Origin of the sequence: Arthrobacter sp. Bz4, from assembly GCF_003075455.1 — a bacterium.
Lineage (GTDB): Bacteria > Actinomycetota > Actinomycetes > Actinomycetales > Micrococcaceae > Arthrobacter_D.
This window is the reverse complement of the sequence record NZ_QDAE01000029.1, coordinates 1-24,874: the sequence shown is the minus strand read 5'-3', so window position 1 is coordinate 24,874 and position 24,874 is coordinate 1. Positions and strand designations below refer to the sequence as shown.

27 protein-coding genes are annotated in these 24,874 nt (G+C 61.5%); 12 read left to right on the top strand and 15 right to left on the bottom strand.

The genetic code is table 11. The features are described from left to right. Window positions 1-490 (bottom strand): hypothetical protein (locus DDA93_RS14825; protein ID WP_133185562.1); only part of this gene is annotated, 490 nt, incomplete at its 3' end. An 873-nt stretch (window positions 491-1,363) separates the two neighbouring features. On the opposite strand from DDA93_RS14825, the gene DDA93_RS14820 reads away from it, so the two are divergent. Together DDA93_RS14820 and DDA93_RS14815 are read left to right on the top strand one after the other, a co-directional pair. Further along, window positions 1,364-3,148: a DUF4143 domain-containing protein gene (locus tag DDA93_RS14820; RefSeq protein WP_237742076.1), complete on the top strand. Its 1,785-nt coding sequence runs from the start codon at window positions 1,364-1,366 to the stop codon at window positions 3,146-3,148. Window positions 3,149-3,304: 156 nt separating this feature from the next. Next, window positions 3,305-4,039 (top strand): TIGR02391 family protein, encoded by a 735-nt coding sequence (locus DDA93_RS14815; protein ID WP_024475799.1) that lies wholly within the window; start codon window positions 3,305-3,307, stop codon window positions 4,037-4,039. 111 nt (window positions 4,040-4,150) lie between these two features. Here DDA93_RS14815 and DDA93_RS14810 read toward each other — a convergent pair whose 3' ends face one another. The 13 genes from DDA93_RS14810 to DDA93_RS14745 form a co-directional block, all read right to left on the bottom strand. Next, on the bottom strand, window positions 4,151-4,723 hold the full coding sequence (locus DDA93_RS14810) for a recombinase family protein (RefSeq protein WP_024475800.1): 573 nt from the start codon (window positions 4,721-4,723) through the stop codon (window positions 4,151-4,153). Between the two features lie 139 nt (window positions 4,724-4,862). Further along, complete coding sequence (locus DDA93_RS14805) at window positions 4,863-5,768, bottom strand: AAA family ATPase (RefSeq protein WP_024475801.1); 906 nt, start codon at window positions 5,766-5,768, stop codon at window positions 4,863-4,865. Beyond that, complete coding sequence (locus tag DDA93_RS14800; protein WP_116779179.1) at window positions 5,755-7,236, bottom strand: Mu transposase C-terminal domain-containing protein; 1,482 nt, start codon at window positions 7,234-7,236, stop codon at window positions 5,755-5,757. Before DDA93_RS14800 ends, DDA93_RS14805 begins: the two co-directional genes overlap by 14 nt. A gap of 12 nt (window positions 7,237-7,248) precedes the next feature. Further along, window positions 7,249-7,812: a recombinase family protein gene (locus tag DDA93_RS14795; RefSeq protein WP_024475803.1), complete on the bottom strand. Its 564-nt coding sequence runs from the start codon at window positions 7,810-7,812 to the stop codon at window positions 7,249-7,251. A gap of 253 nt (window positions 7,813-8,065) precedes the next feature. After that, window positions 8,066-8,512 (bottom strand): hypothetical protein, encoded by a 447-nt coding sequence (locus tag DDA93_RS14790; protein ID WP_237715320.1) that lies wholly within the window; start codon window positions 8,510-8,512, stop codon window positions 8,066-8,068. A gap of 1,276 nt (window positions 8,513-9,788) precedes the next feature. After that, a complete protein-coding gene (locus DDA93_RS14780) occupies window positions 9,789-10,121 on the bottom strand; it encodes a DUF3040 domain-containing protein (protein ID WP_084442800.1) in 333 nt (110 codons plus the stop codon). Between the two features lie 186 nt (window positions 10,122-10,307). Continuing rightward, complete coding sequence (locus tag DDA93_RS14775; protein WP_024475805.1) at window positions 10,308-10,775, bottom strand: succinate dehydrogenase hydrophobic membrane anchor subunit; 468 nt, start codon at window positions 10,773-10,775, stop codon at window positions 10,308-10,310. Next, the gene (locus DDA93_RS14770; RefSeq protein ID WP_019483738.1) at window positions 10,772-11,356 is read right to left on the bottom strand and encodes a dTMP kinase; all 585 of its coding nucleotides are present in this window, start codon (window positions 11,354-11,356) and stop codon (window positions 10,772-10,774) included. Before DDA93_RS14770 ends, DDA93_RS14775 begins: the two co-directional genes overlap by 4 nt. Next, a complete protein-coding gene (locus DDA93_RS14765) occupies window positions 11,353-11,568 on the bottom strand; it encodes a hypothetical protein (protein ID WP_019483737.1) in 216 nt (71 codons plus the stop codon). The genes DDA93_RS14770 and DDA93_RS14765 overlap by 4 nt, the downstream gene beginning before the upstream one ends. A gap of 142 nt (window positions 11,569-11,710) precedes the next feature. After that, window positions 11,711-12,043 carry a winged helix-turn-helix domain-containing protein gene (locus DDA93_RS14760; protein WP_019483736.1) on the bottom strand — a complete coding sequence of 111 codons (333 nt, stop codon included), beginning with the start codon at window positions 12,041-12,043 and terminating at the stop codon, window positions 11,711-11,713. A gap of 70 nt (window positions 12,044-12,113) precedes the next feature. Next, entirely contained in the window at window positions 12,114-12,311 is a 198-nt protein-coding gene (locus DDA93_RS14755) for a hypothetical protein (protein ID WP_019483735.1), read from the bottom strand. A gap of 32 nt (window positions 12,312-12,343) precedes the next feature. Then, window positions 12,344-12,706: a winged helix-turn-helix domain-containing protein gene (locus DDA93_RS14750; RefSeq protein WP_019483734.1), complete on the bottom strand. Its 363-nt coding sequence runs from the start codon at window positions 12,704-12,706 to the stop codon at window positions 12,344-12,346. 58 nt (window positions 12,707-12,764) lie between these two features. Beyond that, entirely contained in the window at window positions 12,765-13,946 is a 1,182-nt protein-coding gene (locus tag DDA93_RS14745) for a TerC family protein (RefSeq protein WP_019483733.1), read from the bottom strand. 268 nt (window positions 13,947-14,214) lie between these two features. On the opposite strand from DDA93_RS14745, the gene DDA93_RS17030 reads away from it, so the two are divergent. The 9 genes from DDA93_RS17030 to DDA93_RS14700 all read left to right on the top strand — a co-directional run bounded on the left by DDA93_RS17030 (window position 14,215) and on the right by DDA93_RS14700 (window position 19,715). Further along, window positions 14,215-14,346 carry a hypothetical protein gene (locus DDA93_RS17030; RefSeq protein ID WP_272944176.1) on the top strand — a complete coding sequence of 44 codons (132 nt, stop codon included), beginning with the start codon at window positions 14,215-14,217 and terminating at the stop codon, window positions 14,344-14,346. Window positions 14,347-14,447: 101 nt separating this feature from the next. Further along, window positions 14,448-15,287 (top strand): heliorhodopsin HeR, encoded by an 840-nt coding sequence (gene heR / locus DDA93_RS14735; protein ID WP_019483732.1) that lies wholly within the window; start codon window positions 14,448-14,450, stop codon window positions 15,285-15,287. Between the two features lie 243 nt (window positions 15,288-15,530). Continuing rightward, window positions 15,531-16,172, top strand: coding sequence for a DUF2975 domain-containing protein (locus tag DDA93_RS14730; RefSeq protein WP_133185560.1), 642 nt, complete (start codon window positions 15,531-15,533; stop codon window positions 16,170-16,172). Next, the gene (locus DDA93_RS16900) at window positions 16,165-16,434 is read left to right on the top strand and encodes a helix-turn-helix transcriptional regulator (protein WP_024475809.1); all 270 of its coding nucleotides are present in this window, start codon (window positions 16,165-16,167) and stop codon (window positions 16,432-16,434) included. The genes DDA93_RS14730 and DDA93_RS16900 overlap by 8 nt, the downstream gene beginning before the upstream one ends. Window positions 16,435-16,790: 356 nt before the next feature. Further along, a complete protein-coding gene (locus DDA93_RS14720; RefSeq protein ID WP_024475810.1) occupies window positions 16,791-17,084 on the top strand; it encodes a hypothetical protein in 294 nt (97 codons plus the stop codon). A gap of 142 nt (window positions 17,085-17,226) precedes the next feature. Then, a complete protein-coding gene (locus tag DDA93_RS14715; RefSeq protein WP_035746941.1) occupies window positions 17,227-17,748 on the top strand; it encodes a GNAT family N-acetyltransferase in 522 nt (173 codons plus the stop codon). A gap of 104 nt (window positions 17,749-17,852) precedes the next feature. Next, on the top strand, window positions 17,853-18,152 hold the full coding sequence (locus DDA93_RS14710; protein WP_024475812.1) for a hypothetical protein: 300 nt from the start codon (window positions 17,853-17,855) through the stop codon (window positions 18,150-18,152). Between the two features lie 23 nt (window positions 18,153-18,175). Further along, a complete protein-coding gene (locus tag DDA93_RS14705) occupies window positions 18,176-18,661 on the top strand; it encodes a hypothetical protein (protein WP_024475813.1) in 486 nt (161 codons plus the stop codon). A gap of 115 nt (window positions 18,662-18,776) precedes the next feature. Further along, complete coding sequence (locus tag DDA93_RS14700) at window positions 18,777-19,715, top strand: oxygenase MpaB family protein (RefSeq protein WP_051317594.1); 939 nt, start codon at window positions 18,777-18,779, stop codon at window positions 19,713-19,715. A gap of 958 nt (window positions 19,716-20,673) precedes the next feature. Here DDA93_RS14700 and DDA93_RS14690 read toward each other — a convergent pair. Continuing rightward, window positions 20,674-21,102 carry a hypothetical protein gene (locus DDA93_RS14690; RefSeq protein ID WP_024475816.1) on the bottom strand — a complete coding sequence of 143 codons (429 nt, stop codon included), beginning with the start codon at window positions 21,100-21,102 and terminating at the stop codon, window positions 20,674-20,676. Window positions 21,103-21,667: 565 nt separating this feature from the next. On the opposite strand from DDA93_RS14690, the gene mobF reads away from it, so the two are divergent. Continuing rightward, window positions 21,668-24,874: MobF family relaxase (gene mobF, locus DDA93_RS14685; RefSeq protein ID WP_116779177.1), on the top strand; the 3,207-nt coding region annotated here is incomplete at its 3' end.

Sequence of the window (24,874 nt, the reverse complement as noted above, 5' to 3'; positions counted from 1 at the left end):
GGAAAATTACTTGGGAGACCGCATGCCGGGCATTTGCTCCAAGCAGAGGCTTGATGGGATCTCGAAGATCCGAGCTCTGCCTGATGTTCAACAGATTTGTCATCGGGCTGTTACCTGTGGCTCTATCTTGGCCAGCCACAAACAGTCGCAATGCAGTTTCGATGACGTGCTGCATCAAGGTGTAACTCTCAATAGAAGCCATGGTTCTGCTGCTGAGAGTGTCCCCGGCCGGGACGTCCAGTGCGAACTTCTTGTCTTGGAGCACGGACTGGAACTGTCCGAAGAGTGATGCCTGATCGGAGCGGTCCCACCTAACCGAACCGGGCTCCATGTCAACAAGTGCAATTATTCCCCAGAGCCGGCGTTCGAAATACTCTGCGGGATCAACCCTGTAGTAATTCTCCTTCAGTACCTCTTCAACCGCACCTGGCGTCGCCGATAATGCTCCCGTCCTGATCTGGTGAATGCTCAAGGGACCGTTCAGTGCCATCAGGCAAAACTACCTGACCATTCGACCCAAGACTCGATGTTCGGTGCGTCTAGCTAAGGTCAATCGTGTCCGCGACCCGTAGAAGAGGGGTGAATGCCGATGATGGGACATCTCGATGTGTGGGAAGCCGAGTTCTACCCGGCGATGCGAGGCTGCTTCAGCAGGCAAGGCATGAGTGCTTTCATGCATTCTATGTAGAATCTTTTACCCATTGCATGTATGATGGCAATCATGCACATACAGAGGTTTCTTCAGCCCACCCTCATTGAACAGATTGAGACTACCCCCGTAGTCATCGTCGAGGGAGCGCGTGCCGTTGGTAAAACTTGGCTCTTGCGGGAGCTGAAGAATGCAAACTTTGTCTCGGCCAGCTTCACGATGACTGACCCCACTCAACTAGCTGCAGCCTCCGAGAACCCGTTGGCTTGGCTGAGGAGCTTACCTAGGCCTTTTGCTATCGATGAAGCTCAACTCCTGCCGGAGCTACCAGTAGCGCTCAAAGCACTCCTCGACGAAACTGACGAATCAGTGCGGTGTGTCCTGACGGGTTCTGCGGCAATCGGTCAAACCGGACTAGGTGGAACGGATCCTCTCGCTCGACGTGCATCTCGATTAACCCTCGAACCCCTCAGTGAAGCCGAGATAACAGCCGCGGAGTCAGGCCCATGGTCCGTCGTTGATCAATTGTTCGACGGAATTCCTCAAACGGGCTTGTCAGTGCCCCTACCACTCAATTGGGAGGAGCGGATTATTCGCGGAGGTCTTCCCCGATACCGAATAATGAATGCGGAACGCTCGACCGCTACTCTGCATCGCCAAATTGGGCAAGATATCAGGTCGCTCCTGACCGACGACGTAATGCCGGAGGAAAGGATGGATTCACGTATCGCTCACGACGTCCTAACTCATCTTCTGATGCATCCAGGAGGAGAGCTGAATACCACGGCCATTGCCAGGTCAATCGGCATCGACGTTCGAACAGTCAACCGCTATATAGACATTCTCGAGCGTCGGTTCCTAGTAGACGAGCTTCCCAACTTTCACAGGCCGTCAAAGAAATCGGTACGGTCAACAGCCAAGTGTTATCCCGCTGACTCAGCACTCTCCGGATCGGTGCTTTTCGCTACTGATCGGACGATGGCCGAAGCCTCTACTCGAGGTGGAATGTTGGAAGCCCACGTTGTTCAGCAAATTAAAGCTCACCTTGGCTGGGCGGAAACCACCGTAACGCTGAGTCATTGGAGGGAGAACAAGAACGGCCGCACTAGCGAAGTTGACCTCGTGCTGCAGGATGCTCGAGGGCGTCTTGTCGCGATCGAGATAAAAGCATCCGGCGTCGTCTCTTCTAGCCATTTCAGAGGCATCCGCGCGTTCAAAAACTACTACGGAGATCGGTTCCACCGAGGATTTGTAATTGGTACTGGTGAACAAGCCGTTGCCTTCGACGACGATCTGTGGGCACTGCCCTTGAATGCGCTATCCCAAATCCAGTTGTGGCATTCACCCGAAGAAGCATCCGTCCAAAGCTCTGCTGTTGTTCCTCACCCCTCGTCCGGATTTCAGGAAGTAGATACCGTGCCTGTCCTTGAAGAAGCCAAAATATTTGTCAGCTACAGCCACCAAGACCAAGAGTCAAGCACTGGCGGTGACATCCGGCAGTTCGCGACGGACGTGGTTGACGCTCTCGAAGGAATACACGGAAGGACAGTCCAACTATTTCTTGATGTCAAAGACGTTCGATGGGGTGATGACCTATGGTCGAGGCTGGATGACGAACTGCAAGCATCTACCTTCTTGGTGCCCTTTATCACCCCTCGCTATCTCAAGAGCGAAGGGTGTAGACGAGAATTTACTTCCTTTTCCGAGGCCGCACAACGGAACGGTTCGGAACAACTTCTGTTGCCATTGATTTGGATCACGCCACCGACGCTTCATTCGGAAACGCTGACTGACCCAATCGTCGAACGGTTACAGGCAACTCTCCACCTCGATGTCACCGCAGCGCGCCGCGCAGACCGCGGTTCTGCGGACTACGCGAATCTTGTCGAGGTCGTCGCTGAGAACCTTGAGAAGATCATCGTAGACCGGGAATCAACCCCTGAAGCGGCGAACGATCTCAGCGCAGATCAGCAGCCAGAGGGTGAACCAGAACCGGGGCTTGATGAATACCTTGCGAATGTCGAAGAGCTGATGCCCCAAGCCGAGCGAACGCTCTCTACGTTTCTGGAGAACTTCACGGACCTAGCAGACGAATTGCAGAATACTATCGGCAGATTCCAGGCCCAGAATCCAACACAACTACGAGCTTCAATGGTTCTAGTCGGCAACACTCTAAAAGAACCGAATGAGCGGCTCACGGTCAGTGCACGTGCCGCCATCACTACGTGGGATCATCTCATGACCAATCTGAACCGGAGCCTGAGTCTGTACTCAGACATAGGTTCGCAAGAGGCTCCCCAGGATCTAATGGAAACCCTTCGCTCCATGGCCAATCAGTTAGAGGAAATGGACACTGCCGAGCTCGAAGGCATTGCACATCAGATGCCGAAAATGTCCAGCAAACTGGTGCCTACTTCTAAGGCTCTGCTGTCTGCTGTAGGGACGATCAGATCAATGGAAGCATCCCTGCGGTCATGGCTCTCGGCCATAGAAGATTAGGAGTGAGCGGTCGCGATGCTGTGGTCGAGTCACCAAGTTTCGGGTGGCACAACGTTCGCATCTGCGGTTGGCCCTGCTCGGCGCCATGGATTCGAGCCCTCGCCAGTTCGCCAGACCTCTAATAGTGCTGTCAGCATTAGAAGGCAGAATGGTCCCATGACCAAGTTAAACCCGGAATGGGCCGTCGATGAGATCGATTCCTTTCTGAACGTGACCGAACAAGTTCCCTATGAGAACGACGGTGGTGGCGTATTCTTCATTGGTTCACGTATGCGCGGCTCTGATATAGAGGCAGCACAAGGCGCTCACGTTGTAGAGCAAATTCTGGATAGGGTCTTACCTAGCTGGGCTAGAGGCCGCCCCGTGCCCGACAGCGAATACGATTGGCTCCGCGACCAAGTTTCACGGGCCAAGGTTGCCCTGCAGCGCTCTGCGGAGCTTGCTGAGAATCTGGGCGACAACGCTCCCGACATGGATGCAGCCAATCTACATCCATGGGCGTGGGAAAACGGCCGATCATATTGGAGTACTGGCCACTTCCATCAAGCAGTGATGCAAGCGGCAATTCGAATCAACGCAGAGACTCAGGCCAAGCTGAATCGCATGGATGTCTCCGAAACAGCCTTATTCAACGAGGCATTCTCATTGGACGCTCCAAAGAAAAATGGATCCCGCCTTCGACTGATGAAGGACGACGGTGGGAAGACCTACCAGAACCTTCACCGAGGCGCCAGAGCCTTTGCCGACGGGCTCTACACGGCAATACGTAATCCAGGGATGCATCTGCCCCCACAGGAGGATGGCGGAATCGAACAGCTTGCCCTCGAACAATTGGCGGCCTTTAGCCTGCTAGCTCGCTGGATCGATCAATCAAATGTCGAAACCGTTTGAACCGCGGCCCCGCTCGGGAAGTTTCATTCACTCCCACCATATGAGGATTTGTTTATCGCTGCGGACAACGTTGGACTTTGCGGATCGGCTTAGCCTGGGGCAGCCCCGGACCTAGGCAGTCCGTTGGACGATCCGGTACACCGTGCTCCTGGCGACTTTGAAGAGTTCGGCGATTTCGGTGGTGGTGTGTTGTCCTCCCTTATATAGGGAGATGAGGTGTGCTTCTTGGGACTTGGTGAGTTTGGGTTGTTTGCCGCGGAGTCTGCCTTTGGCTTTGGCGACTTGCATGCCTTCGCGGGTGCGGGCGCGGATGAGGTCTGATTCGAATTCGGCGACCATGGCGAGGACGTTGAAGAGGAGACGGCCGACGGGGTCGGTGGGGTCGTGGACGGATCCGCCGATGCTGAGCTTGATCCCTCTCTTGGTGAGGTCTTCGATGATGTCTCGGGCATCCGGCAGCGATCGGGCGAGTCGGTCGAGTTTGGTGATGACGAGGGTGTCGCCGGCTCTGCAGGCGGCGAGGGCTTCGCGGAGTCCTGGGCGTTCGCGGTTGGTGCCGGTGAGTCCGTGGTCGACGTAGATCAGGTCTTCGGGGACATTGAGTGCGGCAAGCCCATTGCGTTGCGCGGTGAGGTCTTGTTCGTTCGTGGAGACGCGTGCGTATCCGATGATGTGTCCGGCCATGGTTCTCACTGTAGCGCTAGAGTGACCTAAGCGAGACAGTTTCACGGGCGGGGTAAACGCGAATCTGAAAACCCAGGTTTCATATGGCATTTTTATCGTCTGTGAATCGCAGCGGTAAGTGGCGTTGTTTGCGCGGAATTCAGTGGCCGATGAGGAGTGCTTCGCGGGCGGCGTCGACAACCTCGGGGGTGAGTGTGTCGAGGTTGTTGAGGGCCTGGATGCGTTGGATTTGGGTGATGAGTCGATCAACGAGGCGGAAGTTCCCGGCGGTGATGCGGACGATGGTCGCGATCGCGGTGGTTTGTGCGAGGGGGTCGGTTGTTGTGGTGCTGGCGGGGAGTCGTTGGGTGAGGACGGCGGTGAGCTCCTCTGGGGTGAGTGGTCGGTATTCGTGGGCGAATCCGATGCGGCTGTAGAGCTGGGGGTAGCGGGCGAGTCTTTTCTCGATGCCGGGCATCCCGATGAGGATGACGCCCATGTGGTGGCGGTCGAAGTAGTCGCGGACTTGTTCGAGGCCAGTGGCCTTGAGCCGGTCAGCTTCATCGATGATGAGGAGTTCGGTGCGGCCACTCGATCGGGATTCGGTGTGGACGTAGGGGTCGACGACGCCGTGTTCGGCGTAGTCGACTGCGAAGGAGATCTGTTGGCAGGCTTTCGGGAAGCCGGTGTCGATTTGCCGGACGGTGGCGGCGACGGTGGGGGTGAAGAACGCTGTGCGCGCTTGGAGGACCGCGGGCGGCACGGGGCCGAGCTGGTCGGCGAACAGGGTGTGCCATTGTTCCCAGTCGTCGGCGGCTGCGTAGTGCCGGGCGGAAAGGGTTTTGCCGATGCCGGGCGGTCCCCAGCACAGCCCGATGTAGCGGTGGGTTCGGACGGCGTCGGCGAACTCGGTGAAGCGGCGGTGCTCCCTGGTACTGAGGAAAGGGGGACGGGTCGGTAGTGGTGGGGCGTCGTCGTTGACCTCGGCGAAGTCGCCGGTCAGGAAGCGGCGGCCGTCGTCATCTTTGCCGAAGAGGACTGTGTGCTTGGCGTTAGTCGGTCGCATAGAGACGCAATCTGTTCTGTCGGGGAGCTACCTCTACGGGCGGCGGCGCTGGAGTGGATTCCGCGTCGCTCGAGTCGGTCAGCCCGGTCAGGTGTGATGGATCGATCGGTGTGTAGCGGGTGTCGGTAGGGAGCGCGTCAGCGAGACTGCGGCGTTGCCGGAGTTGCTGTTTGAGCTCACGCCGGCGCGTGGCGCGGGCAGCCCGGAGCTCCTCTAGGGAGACGTGTTCGGCGGCGAGCTCGGGGGCGATAGCGCGGCAGAGGTACTCGTTGTTGAAGTAGACGCGGATCTCGCCGACATCGCGGGGGGTGAAGCGCACGGTGACATGCTCACCGACATAGGCGGCGAGGATGGGTGAGATGTATCGGGTGGAGGCGAACTGCACGCCGTCGCGCTGCACTTTCCGGGTGGCAGCTGCAGTGAGGAGGAGCAGGTCTAGGTCTTCGGGCCGGGCGGGGCTGCGCGGGATGAAACCGGAGGAGGCCCAACGGTGTGCGGGTGTGTCGCCGGTCTGGGAGTGATTGCGCTGGTTGTACTCGGTGACGATGAAGCGTTCAAGGATCCCGTCGAGTTGCTCGAGATTCAGCGACGGCGGTGAGACGGGTTTCCCGTTCGTGCCGTGGGGGATGTACCCGGGCAGGTGGGGCAGCAACTCGGTGGTGATCGTGCCGTAGAAGCGTTCGATCTTCCCGCGGCCCTGCGGGACGCCGACCTGTGAGTGGATGAGCTGAATGTGGGTGTCGAGGCACACCTGTTCGAGTCGGGCGGAGGTGAAGTCGGAGCCGTGGTCGCTGTAGAGGACATCGGGCAGACCGGACACAGGCCAGGCGGGATGCGTCTTGCGGTTCACGGCCTGATGCAGTGCCAGGGCGGTCTGCTCGGCAGTCGGGGCACCGAGGAACACGGTATAGCCGGCGACAGCACGCGAGTAGTCATCGAGTACGACGGTCAGCCACGGCCGCGCCGGGTCGCCGGCCTTGTCGAGGATCATGACGTCCAGCAGCGTGTGATCGGCCTGCCACTGCTCGTTCGGGTGGTCCGCGGTGCGACGGAAGGCCAGTTCGAACCTGTCCCGGTATGCGGCGTCCCCGTGATGGGCGAGGGTCCGCAGGCCCGGGTCGATGCCTGCGATGATCGCCCGGACGGTGGAATAGCTGGGCGCCGGGAGCCCGCGGTCGCGGGCGATGTCGGCTACCCGCCGGTGGATGAAGGCTTTGCTGGGTTCGGGCCGGCGAAGCGCCAAACCCTCGATAGTTTCCACGAGCTCTGCGGGAAGCCGCCTTCTACCGCGGTCACGCCGACGGGCTGGCCGGAGGCTGGTCGACGATGGATCGGTCCGGTACGTGCTGGCCCAATGGCTCAATGTCCGTAACGGAACCCCCGACTCCGCGGCGACACGGGTCCACGGAACGCCCTGGTCGTGCTGGCGCAGCAGGTCGATCTTGTCATGGACGCTGCGCCGCACCACGGTCGTCCGCCTCTATGCCCTGACGTCTTCGCCGAGATGGCGGTAGATCGTCCCACGCGAGACCCCGAACGTCTCCGCGATCTGCTGCACCGTGTATGTCTTCTCGTCATACATGGCCCGCGCCTGACGGATCTTCGTCGTACTCATCTTGATCCGCCCACCACCTTTACGCCCGCGAGCCCGCGCTGCAGCCAGGCCGTCCTTCGTACGCTCCACGATGAGATCGTGCTCGAACTCCGCGATCGCCGCGAGCATATGGAAAAACAACCGCCCGCCCGGAGTCGTCGTATCAATACCCTGCGAAAGCGCCTTCAACCCGACGCCCCGCTTCTCGAGCCCATCCACGACTTCCTTCAGATTCCGTACCGACCTGCCAAGTCGGTCGAGCTTCGTCACGACCAGGGTGTCACCGGCACGCAGATAGTCCAGCGCGTCATCGAGGGCTGGCCGCTTCGCAAGAACGCCGGAGGCGTGTTCGATGAAGACCTTTTTGCACCCGGCAGCTTCGAGCACATCGGTCTGACCGTCGAGATTCTGCTCCCGGGTCGACACGCGCGCATAACCAACAGCTGCCATAGCCCGAAACTGTACCGCGAACGTCGGTGACAGTACATAGGTCTCGGACACGGCCCATGGAACACGACGCACCGTTCCGAGTCCTCTTGCTGTTAAGTGTCTTATGGACGGTCGTTCGCGGACGCTGGCCGCGAATTGCTCCGTATGAGCGTAAAGATCTGGATCCGCGGCTCAGGATGAATGAATTCCTCGGTGCCTCAACAGGGACGCCCTTCGCGTGGCTCTGTGCGCAGCAGTTTCGATGGCTTCGCCACTATCCGGTGACCAGAGCTTTGAGGAGGGCGGCTGCCAGGCATAGTGCGGCCAGGGCCAAGCCCAGGATGAAGGTCTGAGGAACTACCCGTTCGCTTCGAAGATGTGCTACTACCCATCCCAGGCTGCCCAGTCGGACGACTGTGATGAGGATTGCCAGTTGCAGCGCAAACTCCGGGTCAATCCAGCCCACCAGTGCGGCGGTCATGAGAAGTGCGGGGCCGACCGCGGCTGATGCTATCGGTACTGCATGCCACGCCTCACGTTTGAGGTGCGACGTGGTTGCTTGGTCGGGTGCCGCTACCCGGATTCCGACGTGTTCGGCCAGCACGTGTGCGATGAAGGTTGAAGCGCCAGTGCCGATGATGTAGGTCAGAGCTTTGAAGGTGAGTAGGTCCTGTGGGTACAACGCGATAAGCGCAGCAAGGATCAGAATGTCCCCGTACACGAAAGCTGTGATCCTGCCCGAGGCGTCTTCCCTGCTGAGCGGCCGCTTCGAACGCAGGTGGAAAAGCTGATAGACCGAATCCCGGACAAAACGATATGTAGACCTCTTCAGGTGGTCCTGGTTCACAAACTGCTTCGCTCTCTCGTGTGTGGTGTCACGCGTGTGTCGACGCGATCGCCGAACGTCAGTGCACCGGAACCCGCCCTGCGTCGTCTGCCGTGCAGAAAGGGTTGTGGAAGACGCGATGAACGCATATCGCGTGGTCTCGCTGTTGATCTCCAGAATCCTGCCAAAGGCAGTGATGTAGAAGCGCAGCGGGTGCGACAGGTCTGAGGACAGATGAGTTAGGGCATATAGGGAGCGTAGTACGGTAGGGAGTCATCAAGGACAGGCACCAGTACGGTGAAGGAACCGCCCGCGTGAGTGACGGTCATTGGCACTACTGACCCTGCATCAGCGCCGGCTCGCTCAAAGATAAGCGGACCCGCACTCTCGAGACGAACCGAGTTCCTGCCGCGGACTAACATCCTTTCGGCTTCTCCCGCCACGGTGATCTCGAGCATAAGGTCCTTATTACCATCGTTGATGATGGTGCCCAGAACACGCCCAGGCTCCTCGGCGGACTCGCCAACAATCAGAATGTTCTGCAATCGGACGTTTCCGCTTGATTCGTGCACTCCGTTACTGGAGGAGTCTTTCATCCCTGTACCAATTGGGTTCGTGAACGAGCACCCACACAACGTCATTCCGAGCACTACAACACCGCCGATCGTTACAGCAGACTTAGCTCTTGTTCTCACCTGGGCTTGGAAGGCTCCTACACGCCGCGCTACGACCAAGGCATGATTGTGAGCTCGATTCCAAGGGCCAGGTAAAGGTGAACGCGGGTGCTGGGCCCTTGAGGTGGCGGCGGTCCATGTGCGGTCAGAACTGTTCACGCGAGCCTACTTCCAGTCAATTACTGCACCCGCTGGAGGTCTATCCCAGCCGCAGCATGCAGTCCTGTCCGCCGAAGAGTGCAGGGACTCTCGTTGCGACAACGAACTGGATATGGGGATGCTTCCCTCCATTACAATAAGTAAAGCAAACTTCACCTATTGTGGCTAGGGCCGCCGGCCAAGCTCACTCCAGGCCGTGGCCGTGGCAGTGCAGGTGCTGCGTTTCGCCTGTCTACTGTTCGTGCGTCGGACCCTGTGTTCTGAGTCGCTCCCAGCAGTACGGACGGCGACGGATCAGGCAGCGTACTGACATGAAGGTATCGTCCAGCTCGACCTTCTTAAAGGGGCTTCGTACTCGACTGCGGACCCGACGGACGTGTCGGACCCGGCGGTGATGTGTCCCTTTGTTCTGGTGGAGGCGGTGGTGTTCCTACGATGCCGCCGGCGACCATGATGACGAAACCGGCGACACCTATAGCTGGGGCGGACAGTGCTATGGAGGTGATCACGGTGAGCATCCCTACGACGATCATGATGAACGCTGCTTTGCGACGTCGTGGGGGGTGCGGGAAATTTGGGTGTTGCAGGCGCGGGGCGCGCTCAGAATCCTCGATCGCGAAACGCAGTTCGAGCTCCTCGAACCGGGAGCGTTCTTCGTCCGATAGTGCCATGACAGATTTCTCCTTACAGGTGTATTGGACCGGTCGTTGTTGGCCTCAGCATCGAGTTGGGTGAGAAGTCGACCGGTGTTGGCGGCACGAGCGGTCACTTGGTTGCCGATCGGCTGCCTTCGGCGGTTTCCGTGATCGTTTACGGCTTCGTGACATGCACGGCCAGACCTTGTGCCGGTGAGAGTTCTAGGGTGGTCCGGCCGAGCACAGCGCGGGAAGCGTGCTCGGGGAAGCTCCGGCGGGGCAGGGGTCGAAGGTGAAGATGACCAGGGAACCGAGTGCGATGATGACCGCGGTGCAGGTGTAGAGCACGGCTTTGAGCATCATGCGTGTCCGGGCGGTGTCGGTGTAGTCGTTGATGATGACGCGAAGCCCGTTGGTGCCGTGGAGCATGGCCAGCCAGAGCATGATCAGGTCGAACCATTGCCAGAAGGGGTGTGCCCATTTGCCGGCGACGAAGGCGAAGTCGATTTGGTTGATCCCGTCGCCGAGCACGAGGTTCACGAAGAGGTGCACGAAGATCAGCACGACCAGGAGGGCGCCGGACCAGCGCATGAAAAGCCATGCGATCAGCTCGAAGTTGCTTCCTGTCATCGATCGGCTGCGGGGTGCCCTGATGGGGGCCCTTGTGCCGTCGTTTCGGGGCGTGCTCATGAGGGGAGCCCCAGACCGCACACACCGAGTTCCTGCAGCATGGCCTCGACGAGTTGCCCGGCAGGGTTGCTGGCGTCGATGGTGATGAAGGACGGAAATTCTACGAGCTCCCGGTAGGCCTCGTCGAAGGCGTGGAGGTGCTCGAGGGTCTCGGTGTCCGCGGCCCGCCGTCGGATCCTGCTGTAGGCGATGTCGGGTGGCACGTCGAAGTAGAAGACGATGTCGGGGGTAGGCAGGGCCTTGGACAGGAAGGGCAGGAACCAGCCTGATTTCAGGCCCCTCGCTTGCCTCAATGCCGCCTGGCAGTACAGGTATCGGTCCATGATGACGACCCTGCTACCTGGCCGGGCGCGCAGGTGAGAGATGAGCACGTTAATGCAGCGGATACTCGTCTCGACAGTATCGAGCAGGCGCACCGGGGGCTTGATTTTCCGCCTACCACACCAGGCCGTGATGCTCCGCCGCCCAGAACTGTTCTTGGTGAAGACCGCAGGATACTCGGCCGCGCTAAGCTGCTGCGCGAGCATCTGCCCGGCCGTCGTCTTGCCCGCCCCGTCGATTCCGGTCAGAACGATGATCATGGTCCGCCACCGCCGCGCGGGTAGCGGAAGAGCGTAGGGACGGTAGAAACCAAAGCATTGATGCGCTGTTCCATGACCTGCAATGCGGCGTCCGCAGCGGTGTCAACAGTCTCGTCGATGCTCTCAGCGTTGCCCTGGCCTGCTTCACCCAGCCCTGATTCTCGTTCTGGTGATCGGTGATCAGACTGGAACAGGCGGCCCCCGTCGATCATGGCCTCTTTCCAATCCTCGTGTCCGCCGCTTCCTGCCCCTCGGAGACAAGGATCTCCCGACGATGCATGGCATTGCGGTGAGGTCGGGCCAGGACACCGGCCGGCAGTGACCTGATGCTGGTGGGGGTACGGGTGGGCGCTCTCACGTTCTGTCCTTCCGTGTCGTTGTAGCGGTTGATCCGAAGATCGATAGGAGTGCGTCGACTTCCTGATGAGCGATCGCTGGGTGGCGAAAGTGCTGGTGCGCGTTGATGACATAGCGTGTGCGCCGTCCTTCCTTGATGCGCTGCAGGTATCCCGTGTCCTCCAGGTCCTTCAGGATGTGCAAGGTGGCCCTGCCGGTGATCCCGACCCGTGCGGCTATGTCATCGACCAGGGCGCTCGGGTCCCCAGCGACCACGATGAGGACATGCCCGTGGTTCGTCAGGAAAGTCCACGAATGGGCGTGGGCACCTCGTTGCTCTGGTGGCGTCATTAACGGTTGCTCTTCTGCTGGTGTCGGCCTCGCGCGCGCCAGAGGTACTGCGCCGCTTCTGATCTCAGAGCTATTCGTCACTGTCCTCGTCCTGCCCGTCGTCTTGTCCGTCGTCTTGTCCGTCGGGGCTGCCGTCTTGGTTTTCGGCGTCTTCCTGCTCCTCGACTCCCGGTCCTTGCGGCACTTGCGTGTCGTCGCATCCGGTGATCAGCAACGCCCCTGTAAGGAGGAGCCCGGACCCGAGGAGGGCTGTTCTGCGGTGTTTCATGAGGAGTTTCCTTCTGGTCGTAGCCCGGGGTCCTAATAGCGTGTATCGGCTGGCGATTGAGTGAAGATCGCCAGGAGCGCACCGATCTCCTTGTGCGAGGTCGCCGGGTGGCGGAAGTGCTTGTGTGGGTCGATGGTGTAGCGGGTGCGCCGTCCCTCCCGCATCCGGTACAGGTACCCGGTGTCCTCCAGATCCTTCAGGATCTGCAGTGTCTTGCGTGGGCTGATGCCGACCGTGGCGGCGATGTTCTCGACCAGGGGGTGCGGGTCCGTCGCGACGACCAGCAACACATGCCCGTGCTGGGTGAGAAACGTCCACGGGTGTCGTCGGGCGGTGCGGCGGCTGGTGTACAGGTCGACTGGTGTGGTGGGTCGATTGGTGGGCGCTGATGGCATTGTGATTCCTTTCCTGGACAGGTTTTGTTACGAGTGAGGGATGACGACAGCTCGGTGGCTAGTGGCGCGGTGCGTCGAAGTGGTCACCGCTGGAGGAGCGACCCGGTGTGCTTTGATCACCGCTGTGTGCGGCATCGTCCACCGGATCCTGATCAGCGTCAGGTGCCGGCGCAGCATCGACTGATGCGGCACGCGAGGCGCCAGGTGATGGGGCCTTGGCTGTGGTTTCCCGGCGGGTTCGCTTCCACAGGGGCTCGAGTTCTGCCAGTTCCTCGGGTTCCGCGGTGCGGAAGGGCGCTTCGGCGGGCGCAGGTGGTTCATGGCGTCCCTGGCCGCGGGTCTTGATGAGGCTGGCCGCGATGGAGACGGTGAGGATGGTGGTGATGACGGCGAGGGAGATCGTGGTGGGGATGTAGTAGAGGTCGATCTTCAGGGCCATCTTGATGCCCACCCAGATCAGGACGATCGCGAGTCCGATCTTGAGGTACACGAAGCGGTGGATGAGGTCGGCCAGGAGGAAGTACATGGCGCGCAGACCCAGGATCGCGAAGGCGTTGGCGGTGAAGACGAGGAACACCTCGTCGGTGACGGCGAAGATCGCAGGAATGGAGTCCACGGCGAAAACGATGTCGGTGACTTCGACCAGGACCAGGACCGCTAGAAGCGGGGTGGCGAGCAGGATCCCGTTCTTGCGGATGAGGAACCGCTGGCCATGGAAGGCATCGGTCATGGGCACGTAGCGGCGGAAGAGTTTCAGGGCACGGGATTTTGAGGGGTCGATGTGTTCGTTACGCTGGATGAGCATCCGGTACCCGGTGAAGAGCAGGAACGCGGCGAACAGGTAGAGGACCCAGCCGGCGCTGGCGATGATCGCGGATCCGGCGGCGATGAAGATCGCCCGGAAGACCAGGGCGCCGAGGACCCCGAAGAACAGGACCCGGTGCTGGTACTCGCGGGGGACGGCGAAGAACGTAAAGATGATGGCCCAGACGAAGACGTTGTCCACGGCCAGGGACTTCTCGATGAGGTAGCCGGCGAAGTACTGCTGACCGAACTCGGCCCCCCAGAACCGCCACACGATGGCGCCGAACGCGACGCCGAAGAACACCCAAACAGCCGACCAGGCCGCGGCCTCACGGACGCTGATCACATGGGCTTTACGGTGGGCAACGAGATCGACGACGAGCATAATCAGGATGAAGCCGATGACGGCGAACCAGACCCACAACGGGACGTCCATGAATAAGCACCTTCCAGTTAGTTGTTGAACCAACTGGAGGTCTCTCCCGGCCGAGCGGAATCGGCCCTGTCCGCCGGAGGATGCTGGGATCCTCGTAGTGACGACGAACGGACAGGGGATACTCCCCTCCATGTACTGACAAGTGAAGCACAGTTCACCCATTATGGGAAGGGTTCTATCGACGACGTTCGCGTCCTGCTGTGCCGACTGCCTTGACGACGCTGGAGAGGAACCGCTCTTCGCCACGCTCTCTTACTGGAGGACTCAGATGAACCACTCGCCCTGGCGACCACCGGGAGCATGCTGCAACTGGCCGGAGGTGGGCGGTCGATCCGATGCGATGCTGCGGTTGGACCTGGACCTGGACCTGGACCTGGGCCTAGAGCAACAGAACTGCTGAAAGACTAATTGCTGAGAGACGAAGCATTCCTAGGCACACTGAATGGTCAATGTTAGCTTGATGGCCCCGGACGATTTAGGTTCGCTCTTATCAGGAGTGCCATGACCCGTGCAGCCCGCTCAAACTCAGACATCAGTCCGGCTGACGTGAGCGATGTGAGCCCTCATAGCTTCCGTCGACTGCGACGCATCAACGTCGTAGCCGGCTCGCTGCACCTCCTGCAGGCCGTGATCTTCACGATCATCCTGGCGATGCTCGACAACCAGGTCACGTTTCCCGTCACCGCGGACTACCTGGCAGGACCGCCCGGATTCCCGCTCCCGCCCGAGCGCGTGGAACTCTTCGCGGTCAACGTGGGCGCCGGCGTCGTGGTGTTCGTGGCACTGTCCGCCCTCTTCCACTTCGCGGTTGCCTCACCGGCATTCTTTCCGCGCTACGAAGCCGGCCTGAGGGTCCAACACAACTACTTCCGCTGGGTCGAGTACTCGCTAAGCTCGTCCGTGATGATCTGGCTCATCGCGCAAACCACCGGAATCACCGACATCGCAGCCCTCATCTGCCTGTTCGCCGTCAATGCGGCGATGATCGGCTTCGGCGCCCTTCAAGAGAAGTATGAGAGGCCCGGTAGCGGCAATTTCTTACCCTTCATCCTCGGATCACTGGCGGGGATCGTGCCCTGGATCGCCATTTTGATCTACTTCCTGTCCATCGGATCTACGAGCGCGGCGGAACCGCCCGCCTTCGTCTACGGGATCATCATCTCGCTGTTCCTGTTCTTCAACATTTTCGCCATCAACCAGCTGCTCCAGTACCGGCAGGTCGGTCCCTGGCGTGACTACCTGTACGGCGAACGCGCGTACATAATCCTCAGCCTCATCGCCAAGACCGCCCTAGCCTGGCAGGTGTTCTCCGGCGCGATCATCCCTGCCCTGACTAACTGAGCGGCACACCGGCGCTGGTGGGCCACCGAACGCTGCAAGAACCACGCCACTTATCGCTGCGATCCACATTTATCGTCGGGGGAGTGGCGAAAAAGTGTCGCGGTGAGGGACCGGCTTACGGACATGTCTCGTCACCCTAAGGAGGCTTCAAAACCCGGTTCGGATGCGTCCGGCCTTGTGGGAACGTGGATCCGGAGCGTATTGTTTATCGATAACACATCGAAAAACGATATGAGGGAGACCATGAGTTCTACTACAGCACCAGCGCGAATAGGACGAAGGACGACGAGACTGTCCGTGGTTATTGTCTGGATTGTCGCGATCCTCGCTGCGATCGGTAGCGCGCTCGAAGTGTTCAGCGTGATCGGCGGACGCGTGCTCCTTGCCTTCGGCGGAGCTGAGCCACGGCTGCCCTTAACCGCAATGCCCCAAATTGTCGAAGCAACGCTTCGTGAAGGAACGACCGGGTACCTCGTCGATGCCCCCTTCTGGTTGCGGGTCCTCGGCGCGACACCAGCAATGCTCTACATTCTTATTGCCCTCGTGGCGGCACTCCTCATCACTCGGGTCCTCCGAGGAATCGCCGCCAGCCAGCCATTCTCAAGTAAGGTACGACGCAGCCTGACAGTTCTCAGCCTCGTCTTCATCATCGGAGGCGTCCTCTACGGTGTTCTCGATACTATTGCCGGCCGAACCATTTTCGAGGTCTCCAGTATCTTCGGACAAGGCGACCAATTTCCGCTCGGAGCCGACTACGCTGGACTCGCTGTAGACCTGCCTCGCTGGCCGTTCTTTATGATCATCACCGGTGTCGTCAGCCTCGCCCTTTCCGCCGCTTTCAAAGCAGGTGCCAGGCTCGAGGAAGAGGCAGACGGCGTTGTCTGATCAACCAGGGCTGACAGCATCAGAAGGCGAACGCACGCGCGAGGAGCCGACGAAGCACCGCATCGAGTGCCACCTCGATTGTGTCCTGGCCCAGCGTGGGATGACGCTGACGGAGCTTTCCCGCCAAACCGGTATCACCATGGCGAACCTGTCGATCCTCAAAACCAACAAAGCCAAAGCCATTCGCTTCACCACACTGACCGCGATCTGCGACGTCCTGGACACCACCCCTGCGCAACTCTTCACCATCCGCCCCGGTTAAGAGACAACTCCGTTCCTCGATACGAAAGAGAGTGCAATAGCGGGACTGCCAGCAGTTCGATCTGGGACGCCCATTCCAAGCGCGGCATCTTGGACGCGCACGAGATCATCGAGTCCGAGAAGGCATTCAATGGGGGAGACCGGAAGCGGCCCTGAGATGAGTTATGGACAGAACGGCCAGAGAACGTCCGGACTGAACCCAGGTGTTGTACGAATTGAGCAGGCGTGGAACTGCCGGGCAAGTCCGACCAAAGATTAGTTAGCGCACCCGCCTATGCAGACCCCCGTATGAGTTGCAGAACCCAGTGTTGCGGTTAGGGATCCCTGACTTGGAATGATTTAGTGCATGCTGGTGGGATGCAACCGGACCGGCACAAGTGGAGAAATACACTCGCGGAGGTCATCTCGCTGATCAACGACTTGGATCCGTACGGCCTCGAGCCTGGCACTGCAGCTGGCGCACCGCAGGACGAGTACGAAACCGAGGCTAGCCCCATAGCCAGCTTGCTGCTCAACAACGGATCGGTCAGCAGGAACCAAATGGATGCAATCTGGCAGGAATGGTTCCACGAATCACTCAGCCAAGTCATCGGTGATGCGGAAGCGGAACGCTTCTGCGTCAGCCTCAACTCACTGAACGACTCAACCTAGCGTTCATTGCCGCGCATGGGTTGCAAGCTCCGTTGTCGCGGTGGGGGATCCCTTTTCGGACGCCCAAACCATGCGTTCCGAATATCCTCGACCGCGTAGTACGCGTGTTCGGCGAACTGAGCGGTCCTGCATAATGGCTTGCATGACGAATTCCGTACCGGTAAGGAAGGCGCTCCCAGCGGACGCACCCGAGTTGGTGAGACTGCGGCACGCGATGTTCCGTGCAATGGCAGAAGCTGGCGCCGCCGGCCGCGCACAAGACGTCGATGACACCTCGTGGTACCCAGCTGCGCAGGAGGCAATCGCTTCGCGTATCGCCCAGGGCACGTTTGCCGCCTTCGTCATCGATGAGAAGCCCGAAATCAACGACAACGACCGGAACAACCGACTGTCGGCCTGTGCGGTGGTGACGCTCGAAGATCGGTTGCCCGGGCCGGGGTTCCCACGAGGCGCCAGTGGGTCGATGTCCTCTGTTTTCGTGGCACCAGAGCAGCGCGGACGCGGACTGGCCCGTGCAGTGGTTGCGGCCGGATTGCCATGGCTGGACGAGATGAATGCCGAGGTCGTGGATCTCCACGCAACACCTGATGCTGCGCATCTCTACCGTTCCTTGGGATTCTCAGAGGCACGATCACTCGCTCTGCGCCGCCTAAACAAGCTTTAACAACAGCAGGTACTGAGGGCCCCTGCAAAGCCCCGTTGGGGGTCCTTCAGGTGAGTTGAGGAATCTCCCTCTGAGACCCAGTTTGCGGACCGGAAGGAGTCGTCGTGGTCCGACTCATTCGCTGGTTGCTCACCTTGAGCATCCGATACAGCTACCTGTTCGGTCGAGCCTTCCTCCGGTTGCCTTTGCTGCTGTTACCCATCCCACCGCGGGTGCGGAACCAGGTCGCCGGCGCTCTGGCGATCGCACTCTGGTTCTTCCTGCTGCTCGTCCCAGTTGCCGTCTCCGACAGCCCCTGGTGGGCCGAGTGGCTGGTCATAGGTGCAGCTGCACTGGTCATCGTCGGCGTGGTGCGGATGGAAGGTCGCCGGCTGATCGTGCGCCGACCGGCGCGGGTCCGATGACGACTTGGCGAAGGTAACCGGCGATGAGGCAGCGCAGGGGAGAGGCTGACCGGTTCTGGGAGAAAGTCATCAAGGGCCCGCGCCCGACTGACTGCTGGATCTGGACCGGCGCCGTGGCTGATGACGGATACGGGAGATTCTGGGTTACCCGCGACGGCGGACAGCGGGCCCTGCGGCCGCAACGCTTCGCCTATGAACATCTCACCGGGGAAATACTGCATTCCGGGATCGTGCTCATGCACGCCTGCGACGTACCCCTGTGCGTCCACGTCACGACCGGCAGGGACTCTCATCTGGTGCCCGGCACCCAGGCACTGAACATGCTCGACCGCTCCCAGAAAGGACGGCACGCTAACGCGTCCTCTTTCCGGTGGCGGGGCATCGGCCGCACCGAGTTCCACGGGCAGTCCGTTGAGCTGCGTACAGCACTCCTCGAGCACGGCTGGAACGAGCCGATCATCCGGCCCCTTCTCACCGGCCTCGACCCTGAAGCGCCAACACTCTTCTAACAATGCGAGGGCACCGCAGCCATCGGCGTGTCAGGGCCATGTTCTACGCTGTGTAGTGGAGTCCTATTCTGGGTGTCCGTCGTACCCGACCTACCGTCGTTGGAGCATCATGTCTGTGAGCTCGATCCCGCGCCCCGCCGAGTTGGCTCACCGCGTCCGCAGCGCGTTTCGTGCCCGGGTCTCCGGTGACCCCACCGGGGCGCCGGACTGGGTGCGCGACATCGCCCTGGTCGGAGAGGGACCTGGCTTGTTCGAACCCGACGGCGTCGTTTGGCAGGTCCACGGTGGCCTTTCCACATTGGTCGGCGGTGTCGCGGCCCTCCTCGGACAGGGCGCACACCCGCTGGCGATGGCCGGGGTCGCACGGCACTCCTCCTACCGCAGTGACCCCTGGGCACGCCTCGCCGGGACAGCGCGCTGGCTCACCATCACCACCTTCGGCTCCGAGGAACTCGCCGAGCGGGACTCGGCACGGGTCCGCCGCATGCACGGGCGGGTCCGCGGCACCACCGACGACGGCCGCGCCTACTCCGCCTCCGATCCCGCGCTACTGCGCTGGGTGCACTTGGCCTTCACCGACGCCTTCCTCGGGGCCCACGAGGCCGTTGGCCATGACCTTGCCCCGCGGTTCGGCCGCAACTGGGCCGACACCTACGTCGCCGACTGGTCCCGCAGTGCGCGGAACCTCGGAGCCAACGATCTCCCGGTCAACCGCCGAGAACTTGACGAGGCCCTGCGCGCGCTGGAACCCGACCTCGAACCCGTCCCCGCCGAACTCCTCACCTTCCTCTCCGCACCGGACGGGCTGAACCGAGCCGAACGGATCTTCTACCGCGGCATCGCAAGCGCCGGCGCGCTGGTCATCTCCCCGTCCGTGGCTCCCCTTGCCGGGGTGCCCGGCCGCGGCGACCGATCGCTCGCAAATCGCCTCAGGTTGCAGCGCACCCGCTTGCAGTTGCGGACCTTTCAGCTGGCCCTCGGGCCGCATAGCCCCTCCGTGGATGCAGCGCGCTACCGGATCGGCCTCGCCGGCCGACCGGACTGGCTCCACTAATCCTCAGCCGCGCCGACGTTCAAGGCGCAGTCTGTCGAGCTGCGCACAGCCCTCCTCGAGCACGGATGAAACGAGCCGATCATCCGCCCCTTACTCACCGGCATCGAGCCCACGGCTCCCACGCTGTTCGGATCTTTCGGTTTCGCGCAGCGACAAGGTCGAAAAGCCTGTATCAAGAATCAAGAAACGCCTATCCTCATCGGAGCTGTGCCACGTCCAACCCAAATACCCGAGCGCATCCTCAAACCGTTTCTGGTTCTGTGGGTCAACTTCGTTGACCACCATCATGACTCCTGACCCGTCGGCGAGTGAGATTCTGCCGACGATCCCTACGCCATCAAAAAAGGTTGCATCCGGCGGCCCATCTGAAATAAGGACTTCGAACTAGAGGGCCGAGCCTTCATGAGCTGGAGCCCACCAGGAGATTGCTCCACTCGAAGATTCCGGTTCTCTCTCCTGCGCTGCGCGTAGGTTCCTCGTCGGGTCCACGATAGAAACTGCTCGCCGCCAGTTTCCGCCGGTGAAGTCAGGTGGAGAGAGCTGCGCCAGCAGACGGTTTCCAGTGTGCCCTTGTTGTTCCCACCACTCGCGCGTGTAGGCAAGCCTCCAATGACCAGATTGATGCAGAGATAACTTGATCTGATTCATCCCTGAACGGCTTCCGATGTACAGGTCCCGTGTGCGACGCGAACTCTGCACCTTCCAGCTAGCGGAGCGGAGGCCCTCAGGATCGCCAACGGCAAAGCGCAACTCACCACCAGGTCCGACATTCGTTTCTGGTGGTAGCGCAGCGAATTCCGTCATCTGAGGACGATATCCGGTTGGGCTGCTCTTCGATACCCCAACCTGCGCTGGTTTCCGCTGGCTCACTGAGGCTCCGGTGCCGCGCACCAGGTACGCACGCACCGGCCGCGCTGCACGCCGACACGACCAGTGCTGCCCGCTGGAGCGTTACCCGCTAGGCGGCCTTCGTCTCGGCGGCAACCTGCTCCGCGACATCGTCCGCTGTTGCCGCCAGCGTCGGCTCGGTCCGCGCTTCTCCGGACGACGAGCTGGTGCCGGCACCGTCCAGGGCCCGCTTCATCTTGGCGGTACTGAGCCCGAGCCGGGCGGCGACCGCCGCGCGACTCTCGCCGGTGTCGAGCATCTGCTGCACCTTCGCGCCAGCTTCCTTCGCGGCCGCTTCCGCGTCCCGCTCGGCCTTCGCCAGGATCGCGTCAGCGCGCTCCCGTGCCTCGGCGCGGATTTGCTCTGCCTGCTGCTCCTGCTCGAAGAACTCCGCTGCTAGGTCGATCAACCGCTCGTGCCGCTCGGTCAATTCCTGAGCTTTCGCCCTCGCCTTTTCCCGTGCCGCTACCTGCTGCGCTGACTTCCTCGGTGCTGCCATGATGACTCATCCCCTTAACTCATCCTGCGTTCAAGACCTGTACCTGATACTGCGGCGGCCACGACCTGCGATCCGACGCACTTTCCCTGCCAAGCCTAACGGTTAGCGACCGCCCACCACGGAGCGATCCCGACCGATCACCAACCATGCCCGACGTCACCGCCGGCACCATGGAATACCCATGCGGACCTCGCTGACGCTCGGACTGGACCTAACCGACGTTGACCACACGTGGACAGCTCCGAGATAACCCAACGTCTCTATGCTGCCCACCCGGTGGATAACGTCCGTTTGCGGTTCCACACAATCGAACGCACGGTGGATAACGAAAAACCGTGTTACCCACCGCCCATTCTCATGTGCACAACCGCATCGAGATTCGATGGACCAATCGTACTTGTTTCCACGGCGCTCATCTGGGTTTCCTCCTCCGTCGTCACCATACGATTTCGCACCCTCCAACAGGCACAATCTGTCACACCTCTTGCATCTCGATAAATGAGGTCAACCCTGCCCGGCGTGCCGCCTCAAGTGGGGTGGGGGAGTGGGTGAGGATGGTGGAGTGATGACCGTCCATAAGCTCAGTGCCGGGGACGGCTACGCCTACTACACCTCCGAGGTCGCCAGCGCCGACGAGCTGCGAGCCGGGGGCCGCGAGCTGGGGGACTACTACACCGTCGAGGGCATGCCTCCGGGCCAGTGGGTCGGACACTCCGAGCAACTGTTGGGGGTCTCCGGTGAGGTTACTGAAGCGCAGATGAAAGCCCTGTTTGGCGAGGGCCTTCACCCCGAGGCGGCGAGTATCCCCGCCGCCGGCGGCAGCGCGAACGATATAAAGCTGGGCCAAAAGTACCACCAGTACGGGACGGCGGACACGACGATGACGCGCCGGATCGACGAGGAAGTGGCCCGCTTCCGGCGCACCAGCGGACCCGCGTGGAACGGCCCGGAGAACGCCGACAAGGCGCTGCCGACAGAGGTCATGCACGAGATCCGCTCCCGTGTCGGTGGAGAGTTGTTCCGTGACTCCCACGGTCGGAACGCCCGCAGCAACGAAGAACTGGCCCGGTACGTGACCGCGCAAACCACCCCGTCGAAGCAGACCGTCGCAGGGTATGACCTGGTGTTCTCGCCCGCCAAATCGGTGTCCCTGCTATGGGCGCTCGGCGGCGACGAAGCACGCAAAGCAGTCGAGGCTGCGCACAATGAAGCAATCAAAGAGACGATCACCTTCCTCGAGAACAACGCCACCTATACGCGCCGCGGGAAGAACGGTGTCCGCCAGATCGACGTCGACGGCGGCCTGGTCGCTACCCAGTTCCGGCACTACGACTCCCGCGCCGGGGATCCGCAGCTGCACGACCACGTCGTCATCGCGAACAAAGTCATGGGCGTCGACGGGAAGTGGTCCTCCCTTGATGGGCGCACCCTCTACAAGATGGGCGTCGCCGCGTCCGAGACGTACAACGCGAAGGTCATCGAGAAGGTCTGCGCATCCCTCGGCGTCAGCACCGTCGCCCGATCCACCGGTAGTGGAGAGCCCGTTTACGAGGTCGCCGGCATCGACCTCGACAGCATCCACCGAGCCTCCTCGAGGCGCACAAACATCGCCGGAGCGATCAACCGGCTCGAAACCGAGTTCACTTCACGGCACGGCTACGCACCGTCCGATAAGCAAAAGATCGCCCTGGCGCAGCAAGCTACGCTGGAGACCCGACCGGAGAAAAAGAGCGCCCGCCGCCTCTCCGAGCTGGTCGACGAATGGCAGCACGACTACAGCACCGGGCTCGACGGTGGGATGGGGATGCCGGTCGGGCCGGCCCTCCTCGAGCACGTTCGCAGTGCCGGCCCCGGCGTGCCCGCTGGGCCGAGTGTTGCTGAGCTCAACGTGCACGAGCACGCCCGTCAGATCGTGCACGAGCTGTCCGCCAAGCGCGCTTCATGGGGCCGGAACCACGTCATCGCCCAGACCCGCCGACACCTCAAAGAAGCCTTCCCCGGGCAGACCATCACCGACGAGACCGTGGAGAAGGTCACCCGCTCCGTCACCGGCACACACAGCCTCCAGGTCACACCGGAAGCCATCACCCCAAGCCTGCGCGAGTTCCATCGCGCCGACGGAACGAGCCAGTTCCAACAGGCAGACAGCGCCCTGTTCACCTCCCACGAAGTTCTGAACGCCGAGCACAGGATCCTCGCGGCCGGACAAAAAACCGTCATCCCGGCCGTGTCCATGGAACGCTTCGACGCAGTCCTGGCGAAGCACACCGAAGCTGCGGCCAAGAGCGGGAGGCCGGTCTTGTCGATAGGACAGATCGACCTGGCGCGCGCGTTCGCCACCGACGAGAAGCTGCTGACCCTCGGCATCGGACCGGCAGGAACGGGTAAGACCACGAGCCTGTCCCTGGCCGCCGACACCGTCCGCGACACCGGAAGACGGGTCATCGGACTCGCCCCCACCGCCGCCGCAGCGGCAGTCATGAGGGGGGACCTCGGAGCCGAAGCAACGACCATCGACGCGTTCCTGGCCACCCACCGCAACCAACAACAGAACCAGCAGGACAACGGCGCTGCCGCACGTTCGGGCTTCATGAACCCCGCCTTCATGCTCGGGGCCGGGGATGTGATCATCGTCGATGAAGCCGGCATGGTCACCACCCCGAAGCTCGCCGCCGTCGTCGCCGTCGCCGCACGCAATGGTGCTGTGGTCCGGGCCATCGGAGATGACCGGCAGCTCGGTGCGATCGGCTCCGGCGGGGCGCTGCGCCTGCTTAACAACGAGGTCGGAGCGGTCCGCCTCGAGGAAGTCCACCGCTTCCGCACGGAAGGCGAATCGGAGGCATCCCTGGCGCTGCGCGAACCTCCCACCACCGGTGCGGACACCCCGTTCCACTGGTACCTCGAGAACAAGCGTGTCACCGCCGGCACCACCGAAGCCATGACCCAAGACGCCCTCGTCGCGTGGATGGCCGACACCCAGGCCGGCAAGACCTCGCTGCTGATCGCCACCGACAACGCCACCGTCACCGACCTCAACGCCCGCGCCCAGGCTGCCCGCATCGCCACCGGCGACCTCACCGACGGCATCGGCCCGATTACCGAGACAACACCGTCCGTCGTGCTCCGCGACGGATTGCGCGCCTATGCCGGCGACACCGTCGTCACCCGCAAGAACGACCGCACCCTGCAGGTCAACCAGGGCAAGGACTTCGTCAAGAACAACGACGTCTGGACCATCGAAAAGGTCTCCACCGACCCCACTACCGATGTAGCTGCAGGACAGGAACGGCAGCGCATCACCCTCAGGCACGCAGGCCACCGAGGACGGATCACCGTCGACGCCGACTACCTCCACGAGCACGGCCAGCTCGGCTACGCCGCGACCGTGCACCGCGCCCAGGGCGCGACCGTGGACACCGCGCACGCCATCGTCGACGAGGCCACCGACCGCGCCGGTGCCTACGTCGCCGCCACCCGAGGACGCGAGACGAACCGGCTCTACGTCGGACTCGGCGACGACAACGACCAGGCCGTGACCCGCGACAGCGTCCTGTCCATGATCACCGCGAACTACGACCGCACACTGTCAGCGCACGAAGCAGTACGGATCGAGGCCGTCCGTACTGGCGACGTCGCGACCCTCGCCGGCGTCTACAACGAGGTCGAGAAAGCCGCGTGGGAAGCCAAGACCAGGACCATCGCCGCTTCAGTTCTGGGGCCGCGGACCGCCGCGCAGTTCACCTCGCACGAAGCATGGGGAGCGGTAGCAACG